Source organism: Streptomyces pseudovenezuelae (assembly GCF_029892565.1).
In the GTDB taxonomy this organism is placed as follows: Bacteria; Actinomycetota; Actinomycetes; order Streptomycetales; family Streptomycetaceae; genus Streptomyces; species Streptomyces pseudovenezuelae_A.
Genome location: NZ_JARXVH010000051.1, coordinates 1 through 15,766, shown reverse-complemented (window position 1 = coordinate 15,766; position 15,766 = coordinate 1). Strand labels below are relative to the sequence as shown.

The 15,766-nt window shown below is 71.0% G+C and carries 2 protein-coding genes; both read right to left on the bottom strand.

The window, feature by feature from the left end:
* Positions 1–13,905: type I polyketide synthase (locus M2283_RS51125; protein WP_280883505.1), on the bottom strand; the 13,905-nt coding region annotated here is incomplete at its 3' end.
* A 75-nt stretch (positions 13,906–13,980) separates the two neighbouring features.
* Complete coding sequence (locus tag M2283_RS51120) at positions 13,981–15,462, bottom strand: cytochrome P450 (protein WP_280883504.1); 1,482 nt, start codon at positions 15,460–15,462, stop codon at positions 13,981–13,983.
* Positions 15,463–15,766: the final 304 nt, after the last annotated feature.

The following is a 15,766-nucleotide window of genomic DNA, read 5'->3' as shown; positions in this document are numbered from 1 at the left end:
AACACCGGGGTGGGACTCACCCCGCGCCAGCGCACCGAGGCCCGCCAGGGCCTCCTCCCGCGAACCCGCCACCACCACCGCACGCTCGGACAGCAGCGCCCGTCGCGTCACCAGCGTCGCCGCCACAGCATCGAGTGCCGGGGTCTTCGCCGACTCAGAGGTCTCGGACGTCTCGATGAAGGCCGCGAGGCGCGCGCCCTGCCCTGCCAGGGATGCCGCCGAAGCAGCGGACACAACCAGAGGAACGATGCCGTCGGCCGATGCAGCCGGCTCCGCGGGCTCCTCCGCGGGCTCCTCCTCCGGCGCCTGCTCCAGGATCAGGTGTGCGTTCGTACCGCTCACGCCGAAAGAGGAGACACCCGCTCGGCGCGGCCTGCCCGTGGCCGGCCATTCCCGCGCCTCCCTGAGCAGCTCGACCGCGCCGGCCGTCCAGTCCACCTGCGGTGTCGGCTCGGCGACATGGAGCGTCGGCGGCATGACGCCGTGCCGCAGCGCCTCGACCATTTTGATGACGCCGGAGACACCCGCCGCTGCCTGGGTGTGGCCGATGTTGGACTTCAGCGAGCCGAGCCACAGAGGACGGTCCGCCGACCGGTCCTGGCCGTACGTGGCGATCAGAGCCTGGAGCTCGATCGGATCGCCCAGGGAGGTGCCGGTGCCGTGGCCCTCGACGATGTCGATGTCTTTCGTCGACAGGCCCGCCTCGGACAGAGCGCGTCGGATGACGCGCTGTTGGGATGGTCCGCTGGGGGCGGTCAGCCCGTTCGAGGCGCCATCCTGGTTGACCGCGCTACCGCGCAGCACGGCCAGGATCTGGTGGCCGTTGCGACGGGCCTCCGACAGGCGCTCCAGGACGATCACGCCGACGCCCTCGGCAAAACCCGTGCCATCCGCGGTCGAGGAGTACGCCTTGCACCGGCCGTCGGCGGAAAGACCGCGCTGGCCGGCGAACTCTACGAAGGCGTCCGGACTGGACATGACGGTCGCACCGCCTGCAAGGGCGAGCGAGCACTCTCCGCGCCGTAGCGCCTGCGCCGCCAGGTGCATCGCTACGAGCGAGGACGAGCAAGCCGTGTCAATGGTCACCGCCGGTCCTTCGAAGCCGAACACGTACGACACACGCCCCGACGCCACGCTGGGCGAAGTGCCGGTCATCACATAGCCCCGGACGTCCTCGGGGACCTGCCGCAGCCGGGTGACGTAATCGTGAAAGACGATGCCGGTGAAAACACCGATGTCACGGCCCCGGGCGGAGAGCGGGTCGATTCCGGCGCGCTCCAGCGCCTCCCACGAGGTCTCCAGGAGCAGCCGCTGCTGCGGATCCATCGCGAGCGCCTCGCGGGGCGAGATACCGAAGAGTCCGGCGTCGAACTGGCCAGCGTCGTGCAGGAATCCACCGACGCGGGTGTAGGTAGTGCCAGGGTGGGTGGGGTCGGGGTGGTAGAGCTTGTCGACGTCCCAGTTCCGGTTCTGCGGGAAGCCGGAGAGCCCGTCGCGCTCCTCGACAACCAGTCGCCACAGTTCCTCGGGGGTATTGACGCCGCCCGGCAGGCGGGTGCTCATAGCGATGATGGCGATCGGCTCGTCGGGGTCCGCGGGCACGGCGGGGCCGGATTGGACGACTCCAGCCGCCGCGGTCGCGGCTTCCTCACCGAGCAGTTCGGTGCGCAGGTACCCGGCGAGGGCATACGGGGTCGGGTAGTCGAAGACAAGACTGCTGGGGAGGCTCATGCCGGTGAAGTCGTGCAACCGGTTGCGGAGTTTGACGGCGCTGAGAGAGTCGAAGCCGAGGTCCTTGAACGCCTGGTGCGCGTCGAGGGCTTCGGCGCCGGTGTGGCCGAGAACGACGGCCGCGCTCTCCTGCACGAGGTCCAGCAGCGCCCACTGCTGTTCGGTGGCGCCGAGCGCGGCGAGCCGGTGAGCCAGCGATCCGCTCTCGGCGGTCGGACGGCCGACAACCCGTCGGGCGAGCAGACCGTCCTCCGTCGTCTGCGCCTTGCGTAGAGCGGGGTTGGTGACCGTGGCGGCGATGGTGACGCTGTCGCGGCGGCCCAGGGTCAGTGGTCCGAGCACTGCGACTGGTTCGCCCGTGTGGTCGGCGAGCTCCACGAGATGGCGTCCGCCCTCGACGGGCGTGGCCCGCAGCCGCAGGGCGGTTGCACCCTCGGCGTACACGACCAAGTCGGCGCAAGTGGTGAGGTCGCGCCCGCTCTCGCCGGTGTGGCCGGCCAGGAGGCGAAGGACGGTGTCGAGGAGGGCGGGGTGCAGTGTGAACCGCGCTGCCTCGTCGGCGAGTTCCGGGGGCAGGGAGAGGTCGGCGGAGAGCAGGCCGTCCTGTTCCGTCACGCCGTGTACTCCTCGCACGCCGTGGAGGTCGAGGGGGTCCGCCAGGGCGTCGGCTTCGGTGGCCGGCCAGGTGCGCAGGTCGAAGGAGGGCCTGGGCAGGCCGGGCCGGAGCAGGGCGCGGGCGTGGCGCGTCCAGGTGCCGTCCTCGTCGCCGGCCTGCCTGCCGTGGACGGCGACCGTGCGCAGTCCGTCCCGGCCCGGGGCATCGACGTGGACGCGGAGTTGGAGGTGGCCGCGTTCGGGCACGGTCAGCGGCGTGTGGACGACGATCTGTTCGACGGCGCCGCTGCCCGCCTCGGTGCCGGCGTGGACCAGCAGGTCGAGGAGTACGGCGGCCGGAACGGTGCCGGTGACGGGGTCGAGGAGCCGGCCGAGAGCGCGCCGGTCGAGCCGCCCGGTGAGCACCACGCGGGTACCGCCGTCGCCGACCGTGCCGGTGTGGTCGTCGTCGGGGATCTCGACGGCCGTGCCGAGCAGCGGGTGCCCGGTGGAGCGGGCGCCGAGCGCCTCGGCGTCGATGGCGGTGGTCTTGGGTTCGGCCCAGTACCGCTGGTGCTGGAAGGCGTACGTGGGCAGGTCGGTGCCGATCGCGGCGGACGGAGTGCCGAGGAGGGCGGGCCAGTCGATGTCCGTACCGCGGACGTGCAGTTCGGCGAGCGCTGTGAGGACGGCGGTCTCCTCGGAGCCGTCCTCGCGCAGGGTGGCGACACAGCCCCCGTGGTCCGGGCCGAGCGTGCCGAGGGCGAGGGCGGTCAGGCCGCCGCCGGGGCCGATCTCCAGGAAGGTCCCAGCCCCCTGGTCGCGCAGCGCGGCGACCGCGTCGGCGAACCGTACGGCGTGGCGCACCTGGTCGACCCAGTACTCCGGGGTGGCGAAGCTGCCGTCCTCAGCGGGGGCACCGGTGAGCGTGGAGACGACCTGGACGGTGGCCGGCCGGGGGTGCAGCCGGGCGACGACGGCGCGAAACTCGTCGAGCATGGGTGCCATCAACGGCGAGTGGAAGGCATGGCTGACCGTCAGTCGCTTGGTCTTCCTGCCTTGGTGGGCCAGTCTCGCCGCCACGGCCAGGACGGTGTCCTCGGCACCGGAGAGCACGACGGCGTCGGGTCCGTTGACCGCGGCGATCGCGATCTCGCCCGTGGTCCCGGCCAGCAGCGGCGTCACCTCGGCCTCGGCCGCCTGTACGGCGACCATCGCGCCGCCCTCGGGCAGTGCCTGCATCAACCGGCCGCGGGCGGCGACCAGTTCGCCCGCCTCCGCCAGGTCGAGGACTCCGGCGGCGTGAGCGGCTGAGATCTCGCCGACCGAATGTCCGGCGACTAGGTCGGGCCGTACGCCCCAGGAGGCGAAGAGCCGGAACAGCGCGGTCTCCAGGGCGAAGAGACCGGTCTGCGTGTACAGGGTGCGGTCGAGCAGTGCGGCCTCGGCCGTGCCGGGCTCGGCGAACAGCACCTCGTGCAGCGGGCGCACCAGGTGACCATCCAGGTGCCGTTCGACGGCGTCGCACGCGGCGGTGAAGGCGTTGCGGAAGGCCGGGTGTCGCGCTGCGAGTTCGCGGCCCATGCCGGCCCACTGGCTGCCCTGTCCGGTGAAGAGGAAGGCCAGTTTGCCCTCTACGACGCTGCCGGTGACGGTGACGGCGGTGGGCGTACCGTTCCCGAGCGCGCGCAGCGCGTCGGCGAGCTGTTCCCGGCCGGTGGCCAGCAGGACCGCACGGTGGTCGAGCCGCGCCCGGGTGGTGGCCAGCGCGTGCGCGGTGTCCGTGAGGGACAGCTCTGGCCGCGCGTCGACGAAGCGGGCGAGGCGACCGGCCTGGGCCCGCAGAGCCGCCGCCGTCCGGGCCGACACGGGCACGGGCAGGAGAGCGGGCAGTGACGGTACGGGGGCCACGGCGGGTGCCGCCTCAACGGCAGGCGCCTGGTCCGAGGCATCTGCCGAGTCGATGCCGGCCCCCTGGTTCGCGGCAGCCATCGAGTCGGCACCGGGGGCCGGGTCTCCCGCCGATGCCCCCTCGGACGCAGCGGTGTCCTCCGCCGGTGCCTGCTGGATCACGACATGCGCGTTGGTGCCGCCGATGCCGAAGGACGAGACACCGGCGCGCCGCGGGTGCCCGCCCTCCGGCCACTGCCGGGCTTCGGCGAGCAGTTCCACCGCACCCGCGGACCAGTCCACATGGGTCGAGGGCCGGTCCACGTGCAGCGTGCGGGGTAGGACGCCGTGCCGCATCGCCATGACCATCTTGATGACGCCCGCCACGCCTGCCGCGGCCTGCGTGTGACCGATGTTGGACTTGACCGAGCCGAGCCACAGCGGGCGGTCGGCGGGCCGGTCCTGCCCGTACGTCGCGAGCAGGGCCTGCACCTCGATCGGATCACCAAGCACCGTACCCGTGCCATGCCCCTCGACCACGTCCACATCAGCCGTCGACAGACCGGCGTCGGCGAGCGCCCTGCGGATCACCCGCTGCTGCGAAAGCCCGTTCGGCGCCGTCAGACCGTTCGACGCGCCGTCCTGGTTGACCGCGCTGCCGTTGACCACCGCGAGGACCTGGTGGCCCCGGCGGCGTGCATCGGACAGCCGCTCGACGAGGAGCACGCCGACGCCCTCCGACCAGCCGGTGCCGTCCGCCGCGTCGGCGAAGGCCTTGCAGCGGCCATCCTGGGACAGTCCGCGCTGCCGGGAGAACTCGACGAAGGTCTCCAGGTTCCCCATGACCATCACACCGCCGGCGAGTGCCATGGAGCACTCGCCTCGCTGGAGCGCGCGAGCCGCCAGGTGCAGGGCGACGAGCGAGGACGAGCAGGCCGTGTCGACCGTGATGGCCGGGCCCTCGAAACCGAACTGGTAGGCGATCCGGCCGGAGAGGACGCTGCCGGAGCTGCCGGTGAGGCGGAAGCCCTCGACACCGGCCGCGTGATGCGTCCGTATGGTGTAGTCGTGGCTGTTGACGCCGACGAACACGCCGACATTCTGACCGCGGAGCCCGGTCGGATCAGTCGCGGCGCGTTCGAACGCCTCCCAGGAGGTCTCCAGGAGCAGTCGCTGCTGCGGGTCCATGGCGAGGGCCTCGTTCGGGGAGATCCCGAAGAAGGCGGCGTCGAAGCCGGTCGCGTCGTCCAGGAACGCGCCGTGCCGTACGTAGGTCTTGCCGGCGCTGTCGGGGTCGGCGTCGTAGTGCCGGTCGATGTCCCAGCCCCGGTCGTCGGGGAACTCGCCGACGACGTCCACGCCTTCGGCGACCAGTCGCCACAGGTCCTCGGGGCTCTCCACACCGCCCGGGAAGCGGCAGGCCATCGCGACGATGGCGATCGGATCGTCAAGGGAGGCGGCGACGGTGCCGGTGGCGCGCTCCCCGGCGTCCGGCTCCTGCCCGTCGCCCGTCGGTTCGTCGTCGCCGAAGAGCCGTACGCGCAGATGGCCGGCGAGCAACACCGGCTTCGGGTAGTCGAAGACGATGGTGGAGGAGAGGGGCAGACCGGTCGCGGACGCGAGCCGGTTCCGCAGCTCGACGGCGGTCAGTGAGTCGAAACCGGCGTCCTTGAAGGCGTGGTCGACGCGGACGGCGTCGGGCCCGGAGTGGCCGAGGACCTGGGCGGCGCTCCGGCGGACCAGGTCCACCAGTGCCTCGGTGCGCTCCCGTGTGTCCAGCCGGTCGAGCCGCTGCCGAAGGGAGCCGGTGCCTGCCGCCTGGGCGGCCCCGGCCGTCGGCCGCGGGGCGGGTGCGAGGCCGCGCAGCAGGGGTACTACGGGAGTTCCGGCGCGGGCGGACGCCCGCAGGGCGGGCAGGTCGAACCGGGCGGCCACGAGGACGGCGGGGGTCTCGTCGCCCCACCACAGGGCCGTGTCGAGGAGCGCCATGCCCTCGGTGGCGGAGAGTCCGGTCATGCCGAGACGCCGGGTGCGGTGCAGGTCCGCGGCACCGAGATGCCGGGTCATGCCGCTGGCGTCGCTCCAGTAGCCCCAGGCCAGGGAGACACCGGGCAGACCGGACCGGCGGCGGTGCAGGGCGAGCGCGTCCAGGGTGGCGTTGGCGGCGGCGTAGTTGGCCTGGCCGGGGTTGCCGAGGACGCCGGCGGCGGAGGAGAAGAGGACGAACGCCGCGAGGTCGATGTCCCGGGTCAGTTCGTGCAGGTGCAGTGCGGCGTCCAGTTTCGGCCGCAGGACGGTGTCGACACGGTCCGGGGTCAGGGCGGTGACCACGCCGTCGTCGAGGACCCCGGCGGTGTGGACGACGGCGGTGAGCGGGTGTGCGTCCGGTATGGCGGCGAGGAGCGCCGCGACAGCGTCCCGGTCAGCGGTGTCGCACGTGGTGACGGTCACGGTCACGCCGAGCGCGGTCAGTTCCTCGAACAGCGCCGCTGCCCCTTCGGCGTCCGGCCCGCTCCGGCTGGCCAGCAGCAGGTGCCGTACGCCGTGTTCGGTCGCCAAGTGCCGGGCGACGAGACCGCCGAGCGTCCCGGTACCGCCGGTGACGAGGACGGTGCCGTCGGGGTCGAGCTCGCGCCGGGGTCCCTCGGGGAGCGAGGCGCGCACCAGCCGAGGAACACGGGCCACGCCACCGCGCACACGAACCCGGGGCTCACCGGCGGCCGCCGCGAGCTTTACGGCCTTCACGGCCTCCGTGTCCTCCAGGTACTCCGAGGTCGACGCACCGTCACGGTCTTCGGCGTCGTCGCGGTCGACAAGGACGATGCGGTCCGGGTGCTCCGACTGCGCCGAACGCAGCAGGCCCGACACGGCGGCCACGGCGAGATCGTCCTCGGCATCGCCCGGAACCGTCACGACGAGGCGGGTGAGCGCCAGGGCCGGCTCCGCCAACCACGCCTGGAGAACGGTCAACACGGTGGCGACGGCCTCACGCGGGTCGGCGGACGAGCGCCCGGCCTCGTACAGCAGGAGGTCCGGTACAGCTGCCCCGTCCGCCGCGAGGGCAGCGACGTCCTCGGCGTCGACGACGGTCGCCGTGGTTCCGGCTTTCTCGGTCATCTCACCTGCGGGCAGGGGCAGTTCGGTCCAGTCGACCCGGAACAGGGCGTCATGGGCAGCTGCGCCCTCGATCCCCGCCTGCACAGGCGAGAACGGCTCGGCGACTACGGCGTCGGCGGTCAACACCGGCGCCCAGGTGGCGTCGGTCAGTTCGAGGCGGGTCCGCCCAGCGGTCGTACGGGCCGAGCGCACCTGGACCGCGGCGGCGCCGGATGCCGACAAGGTCACCCCGCTCCACCGGGTCACGATCATGCCCTCGGGGACGGTCGTCCGGACCGCCGCGTCGAGTAGCGCCGGGTGCAGGCCGTAGCGGTCGGCGTCGCCGATCGCCTCGGCGAGGGCGACCTCCGTCGCGGAACCGTCGGCAGGCCGCACGCCGCCGGAAGCGGCGGGTGTCACCGGGCCGGGCACCAGCGTGCCGTGCGCATGGCGGGTCCACACCGCGTCCAGGCCGGCGTCGTCCGGGCGGGAGTACACCTCGACCGGCCGCCGCCCATGCTCGTCGGCCTCCCCGACGGTCATCTGTACGGCCCTGCCGCCCCGCAGCGGCAGCACGACGGGCCGGTCCACGGTCAGGTCCTCGACCACGGGGCTGCCGACCTCGTCGCCGAACCGGACGGCCAGCTCGACCAGCGCCGCGCTCGGCACGACGACGACATCGCCGACGGCGTGATCGCCGAGCCAGGCGTGGGCGGCCACCGACCACCGCGAGGTGGTCATGAAACCGCCGGAGTCCGGCCGGCCGACGATCGCGCCGATGAGCGGGTGGTCGGCAGTGGCCTGCCCGAGGGAGGCCACGTCGGCTGCGGGAGCGGCCTGGATCCAGTAGTGCCGACGGTCGAAGGCGTACGTCGGGAGGTCGACGTGACCGGCGGCACCGGCCGGCAGGACGCCGGTCCAGTCGACCGCGACGCCGTGGACGAAGACCTCGGCCATCGAGGTCAGCAGCCGGCGCAGACCGCCCTCGTCACGGCGCAGCGAACCAGTCACCACGGCCTCTATGTCCGCCTGGTCGACGATCTCGTTGACCGGCTGGACGAGGACGGGGTGGGCACTGGACTCCACGAACACCGTGTAACCGCCGGCCAGGAGGTCGGCGACCGCGGGACCGAACCGGACCTGGCCGCGCAGGTTCCGGTACCAGTAACCGCCGTCCAGGACACCCGCCTCCCGCACCCACTCACCCGTCACGGTCGAGTAGAAAGGAATCAGCGGGGCCTGAGCACGGACGTCGGCGAACGCCTCGCCCAGGATCTCCTCGACCGCTTCGACGTGCCGGGTGTGGGAGGCGTAGTCCACCGCCACCCGGCGCACCCGCACACCATCCGCCGCAAGAACATCGAGGGCTTCATCGAGAGCTTCGGCGTCACCGGCGATCACCACCGACGCCGGACCATTGACCGCCGCAACCTCCACCCGGCCGCCCCACCGCTCCAGACGCCCGACCCCCTCAGCCTCAGACAGCGCCACCGACGCCATACCACCGCGCCCCGCGAGGCTCCCGGCGATCACCTGACTGCGCACCGCCACGATCCGGGCCGCGTCCTCCAACGACAACGCACCCGACACACACGCCGCAGCGACCTCACCCTGCGAGTGACCCACCACCGCATCCGGCACCACACCCACCGACGCCCACACTGCAGCCAGACCCACCATCACCGCGAAACTCGCCGGCTGCACCACATCCACCCGCTCCAGCACCTCAGCCGGAACATCACCCCGCAACACATCTACGAGCGACCAGTCCACCCACCGCTCCAACGCGGCCGCACACTCCCCGATCCGCTCCGCGAACACCGGCGACGAGTCCAGGAGCTCACGACCCATACCCACCCACTGCGAACCCTGCCCCGGAAACACCAACACCGCCCGCCCCAAAGCAGCGGCACCGGAAGACCCACCGGAGACCACACCGGGACGGGACTCACCCCGCGCCAGCGCACCCAGCCCCGCCAACGCCTCCTCCCGCGAACCCGCCACCACCACCGCACGTTCAGACAACACCGCACGCTCTGCGACGAGAGCCCCGGCGAGCTGCGGCAACGCAACATCCTCGGCCGCCTCCACAAGGGAGACGAGCCTCTCCGCCTGGCCCACCAGCGCATCGGAGCTCTTCGCCGAGACGACCAGGGGCGCGATGCCGTCGGTCACCACCACCGCCGGCTCCGGCGCCACGGCCTGTTCCAGAATCAGGTGCGCGTTCGTCCCACTGACACCGAAGGAAGAGACGCCCGCCCGGCGCGGCCGGCCCGTGGCCGGCCACTCCCGCGCCTCCGTCAGCAGCTGGACCGCGCCGGTCGACCAGTCCACCTGCGAGGACGGGGCATCGACGTGCAGGGTCGCGGGCATGACGCCGCGCTGCAGCGCCTGCACCATCTTGATCACGCCCGACACACCCGCGGCCGCCTGCGTGTGACCGATGTTCGACTTCAACGAACCCAGCCACAACGGCCGTTCGACAGGCCGGTCCTGACCGTACGTCGCCAGCAGCGCCTGCGCCTCGATCGGATCACCGAGCACCGTACCCGTGCCATGGCCCTCGACCACATCCACCTCAGCCGCCGACAGACCCGCGCTGGCAAGCGCCTTACGGATCACCCGCTGCTGCGAAAGACCATTCGGCGCCGTCAGACCGTTCGAAGCACCGTCCTGGTTGACCGCCGAGCCACGGACCACCGCCAGCACCCGGTGCCCGTTGCGCCGTGCATCCGACAGGCGCTCGAGAACCACCACGCCCGCACCCTCGGCCCAGCCCGTACCGTCCGCGGCGTCCGCGTACGACTTGCACCGGCCGTCCGAGGACAGCGCGCGTTGGCGCGAGAACTCCACGAAGGTGTCCGGCGTCGCCATCACCGTCGCGCCGCCCGCCAGCGCCAGCGAGCACTCGCCCTGCCGCAGCGCCTGAGCGGCCAGGTGTATCGCGACAAGCGACGAGGAGCAAGCCGTGTCGACGGTCACCGCCGGCCCCTCGAACCCGAACACGTACGACACACGCCCCGACGCCACGCTCGACGCCGTGCCCGTGGCGACGAAGCCTTCGAGCTCCTCCGGAGCCGCACCCGCCGGCCCGTAGCCCTGGCCCATCAGGCCGGAGAACACCCCGACGTCCCGGCCCTTCAACGTCCCTGGGTCCATACCGGCCCGCTCCAGCGCCTCCCACGAGGTCTCCAGCAACAACCGCTGCTGCGGATCCATCGCCAGCGCCTCACGCGGCGAGATCCCGAAGAACCCCGCGTCGAACAGACCGGCTCCCTGCAGGAACCCACCCTGGTCGGCATACGACGTACCCGCCTTGCCCGGATCCGCGTCGAACAAACCCTCCAGCTCCCAGCCACGGTCCTCCGGGAAGCCCGACACCGCGTCCCGGCCCTCGCTGACCAGCCGCCAGAGGTCTTCCGGGCCGGCCACGCCACCTGGCAGGCGGCACGCCATACCCACGATCGCGATCGGCTCACCGGGACCGGCCGGTGCCGCCACGGGCATGGCCGACGAGGCCGGGGCCGTGTCGTGCAGACCCAGGACCCTGGCCAACAGGTGGGCGGCGAGGGCCTCGGGAGTCGGATGGTCGAAGGTCACGGTGGTCGGCAGGCGCAATCCGGTCCGTTCGGTCAGGCGGTTGCGCAGCTCGACGACGGCCAGAGAGCCGAGTCCGAGGTCACGGAAGGCCCGGCCGGGCGGTATCGGCTCAGTGCTCTTGGGGGTGAGGACGCCGGCCGCCTCCTCACGGACCAGCTCGCCGAGCAGGGCGAGCCGGGCCCGCTCGTCCAGGACCGCCAGACGCGCGCGCAGGGCGGCGGTCACCGTCTCGTCGGCCCGGGCGGCGGTGCGGGGCTCCTGTTCGATCAGGGTGTCGAGGAGCGTCCGCACCCGATCACCTGGGTTGATGGTGGTCGGCCAAAGCGCCATCAGGGCCGGGGATCCAGTCTCGATCAGTACGTCGAAGGCGCCGGGACCCTCGTCCGGCCGGCCCAGGGCCAGCAACGAGCCGGGCAGTCCGCGCAGTCGGCGGTTGCGGACCACAGCCTCGGCGAGGGCCGCGCTGATTACCGTCGAGGCAAGGCCGTCGGGCTGCGCACCCACCAGTGCGGCAGCGTCGGTCACCACGACGAACGCGGCGAGATCGTCGTCGACGGTGAAGTCACACAGCGATTGGGCGAGTTCGGGATCATCAGCGGTGTGTACGACCGCGGTCACCGGACCGGTCCTGGTCAGCGCCTCATACAGCTCCAGCGAATCCGAGCCGTCGGCCACGACACGGACGATCTCGACACCGTCCGCCAGTGGCTCGTCCTGGCTCCAGCCGTCGTAGGTGTTGGTTGCCTGGACGAGCACGAGGTGCCGCGTTCCGTACGCGGTGACCAGGTGGCGGGCGAGAGCCGCACCAGTCTTCGTGTCGGCACCGGTGACGACCACAGGCCCATCAAACCCCGGCACGGCAAGATCCGTCCCGTCGACGACGGGGAGGCGGACGAGCCTGGGCCGCAGCAGTTCCCCATCCCGTACAGCGAGCTGGGGCAGGCCTGAGGAGACAGCGGCGATCAGCGCGACAGCGTACTCGGATTCCGGGGTAGAGGCTTCGACGTCAACGATGGTCAGCCGTGCGCCGTCACCCCCGTCGGCTTGTACAGCCCGTGCGGCGGCCCACACGGCAACTTCGGCGCAATCAGGCGTCCCATCACGGTCGCTGACTCCCATCGCGGCCCGGGTGAGGACGACGAGCCGGGATCCGGTCTCCTCGCCCTGCCCAGCACAGGTCGGCGTCAACGTGTCCACGTTCGCCTCTGCGAGGACCGTCACGTCGGCCGCGTCAGGGGTGGTGCGTGACGTGGAAAGGTCAACGTATTGCCGTACGTCGGTGACACCGGCCTTCTGAAGAGCGGCGACGAGGCCATCGGCGACGGCGGTCCGGCCCACCACTGCCCAACGCAGATCTTCCGGTGCGTCGGAGGAGACTGCCACTCTGCTCCAGTCCCTCAGCATCAGTCCCTCGTGGTGACCGTCGGCGGCGTATCGCAGCCGGGCCGGCAGGTCGGTGAGGAGGCGGCGGACGACCTTCCCCGAGGCGGTCCGGGGGATGGTCCGGGCCTCGTATACGCGCTCGGGGAGCTTGTACTGGGAGAGTTGGGTGCGGCAGTGGTCGAGCAGCCGGGCGAGGTCGACGCCGTCCGGCCCAGGGACCACCCAGGCGACGGGGACCTCGCCGAGGGTGTCGTGGGGCATGCCCGCGACCGCGGCGTCGGCCACGCCCTCGGCCCCGCGCAGGGCGGCTTCGATCTCGTCGGGGTGGATGTTCTCACCGCCGCGGATGACGAGATCCTTGAGACGGCCACAGATGGTGAAGTAGCCGGCTTCGTCGCGCCGGGCCAGGTCGCCCGTGTGGAACCAGCCATTCTGTACGGCCTCGGCGGTGGCCTCGGGGCTGTTGTGATAGCCGACCATGACGTTCGGCCCGCTGACCCAGACCTCGCCCTCCTGCCCGGCGGGCACGTCCTGCCCGGTACGGGGGTCGACGATCCGGACGCCGACACCGGGCACGGGCAGGCCGCAGGAGCCCTCGACCACATGCCCGTCGGGCGGGTTGATGGTGATGGCGCCGCAGGTCTCGGTACTGCCGTAGGCATCTACGAGGGGGACGCCGAAGCTCTCCTCGAAGGAACGGCGCAGTCCGGGGCCGGTGACGGCACCGCCGACGAGGCCGATCCGCAGGTCGGGCAGGGAGAGGCCGGTACGCCGGGCGATGCCGACCAGGTGGTGGTAGGTGGTGGGGACGCCGGCCAGGAAGGTGGAGCGGTCCTCGCGTAGGGCGGTCAGGATGTCGTCGGCCGAACTGCCGTCCATGATCCGGGCGGTGGCACCGGAGACAGTGACGGACAGGACGCAGGCAATGTGAGACAGGCTGTGGAAGAGCGGCAGCGGCCACAGGACGCGGTCATGCTCCGAGAGCCCGGGCACGGGAATGTAGCAGGAGGCAACGGAGTAGAGGCAGTTGCGCTGGGTGGAGAGGACGCCCTTGGGGCGGCCGGTGGTACCCGAGGTGTAGAACATCCACGCCACCTCGTCAAGGCCGAGGTCGTCCGGGGCTTCGTTGACGGGCTCGGTGGCGGCGAGTTCCTCGTAGGCTACGGCGCCCGGGGACAGGGTGTGCCGAGCACCAGCACCGAGGGCGCCGGCCACGACGACGGACACCTCACGCGTCGCACGGGGAATTGACTGAAGAAAAGTTTCAGCACGTGTAGTGCCGGTGAAAGCGAAGGCCGCTGCGCTGTCCGCCAGGAGGTATTCTATTTCCGCCGGGGCGGCCTGCGGGTTGATCGGTACGCCGATGCCGCCAGCCCGTACCACGGCAAGGTAGCTCTCCACCATCGCGACCGAGTTGCCGAGACACAGAGCCACCCGGTCCCCGCGCCGGACACCGAGGCCGACCAGGTGACCGGCCAGTCTCCGCGTCCGTGCGTCGAGTTCTCTGTAAGTGACCGCGTGCCGGTCGTCCTCGAAAGCGATCTTGTCCGGGAACCGGCCCGCGTTCTCCCTCAGGATGACCGGTAGTGGGGTAATCAGGTCAGGAAGCACCTTGACTCGAACTCCTTCCGGCTATCGGCGATGGGCAACTGCTGGCCCGGGAGCGTGTACATGTGTGAGGGCGAGTCAGCTCGACCGGATGCTGGTCGGCTTCCGGGCTTGCCGTGTGTTGGGTCGCCTGGAGCAGCCTGAGCGGTGCGATCCGGTTGCGGTGGCGGCATGCGGTAAGAGCGGCTGCCAGGAGACGGGCAGGCTCTTCACCGAGAACACATTTTGCTTGGTCCGCAGCGGAATCTCGTCGGCCGGCACGGCCAGCCGGAGGTCGGGGAAGGCATCCAGGAGGGAGCGGAGGCCGATCCTCAGCACAAGGCGGGCCAGGTTCTGGCCCATGCATTGGTGGACGCCGTAGCCGAACGCAACGTGCCCTGTGGTGTCGCGGTCTAGGCCCGGACTTCGCAGGTCACTCGTTCGTGACTGCCGAAACCATGATCGACGACCGGGTCCGACTGGGGCTGACCGAAACCCGGGCACCGTGCGATGCCCAGGTGTGCGGCTCTGTTTGACGCCGGTCGAGCATGTCCGATTGATCTTCACGAACGGGTGACCTGCGGACGACGGGTCCAGGTCGAGCTGGGCGGGGCAGTCGAACTTGGCGGGGTCACGGTTGGCCGCCGGCAGAGAGACGGTGACCGTCTCCCCTTTCCTGACGGACTCGCCGCCCAGTTCTACGTCCTCCAGGGCGGTGCGGAAGATCATGTACTGGTTGACGGTGACGTAGCGGAGTATCTCCTCCACCGCATCATCGATCTTCGTCAGGTCGCCACGCAGGGCGGCCAGTTGCTCCGTGTGGTGCAGAAGCGCAAAAGTGCCTGTGGCGAGTGCGCCTTCGGTGGTCTCGTAACCCGCGAAGAGCAGCAGGAGGGTGAAGTTGGCGAGCTCCTCGTCGGACAGCTCGCCAGTCTTGATGAGGCGGCTGATGATGTCATCCCCAGGTGTGGACTTCTTGCGGGCGAGGGTCTCGTGAACGAACTCGACCACGGGCTGCATTGTGTCCATCAGGGTCTGCAGGTCGATGGACGGGTCGTGCGTCACGGCTGGCGCTTCGGCGAAGCGGTCCCGCTGGCTGTAGTCGAGGCCTATCAGCGGGGCGAGCACCTTCAGGATCAGCGGCTGGGCGAACGTCTCCAGGAAGTCGGCGGTGTTGCCCTGGGCACGCATCTCGGCGATCTGCTCGGCCGCCACCGCTTCCACGGCCGGGGCGAGCTGGCTGACGCCACGCACGGTGAATTCCTTGGTCAGAAGCCTGCGGTAACGGGCCTGATCCGGCGGGTCCATATGGATGAACATGCCCGGCTCAGCCGGGAACTGCGGTATCGGGCTGCCGCCAATCGTGACCGGACAGTGTCCGATCTGCATGTCGTGGCTGAACCTCGGGTCGCCCAGAACTTGACGTACCAGCTCGTGGCTGGTGGCGATCCAGCCGACGTGACCGTCGGGATAGACCATCCTGGCCAGCGGACGTCCCTTCCGCAATTCATCGAAGATCGCGGGCGGGTCGAACTTGTCGATGCGGGCCCAGGCATCCTCGTACGAGATCGCTTCGCTCATGAAGCTCTTCTCCAAATCCGCATCGCTACTTCGTCCATGCCTCCACGCATCGAAAAGGGCATGCGCACGCGCAGGGCACTCTCTGTCCCTTGTGCAGGGTGTGTCGCGCCGGTCCGCTGCCGCGCCGCCACCCGTCTGCTGCCATGCCACAGGAGGTAGCTAGCGGCAAGCAGGTGCGATCTCCTAAGAGGAAAAAACAAAAAGGGGCGCCAGCTCGCCAAGCCCCGTCGAGCGTCGCCGAAAAGCCCAGGTCACCGGTCCGCTGACAGGTGCCGAGTCGTCCAGACCCAGCTCCGCTCGCCTA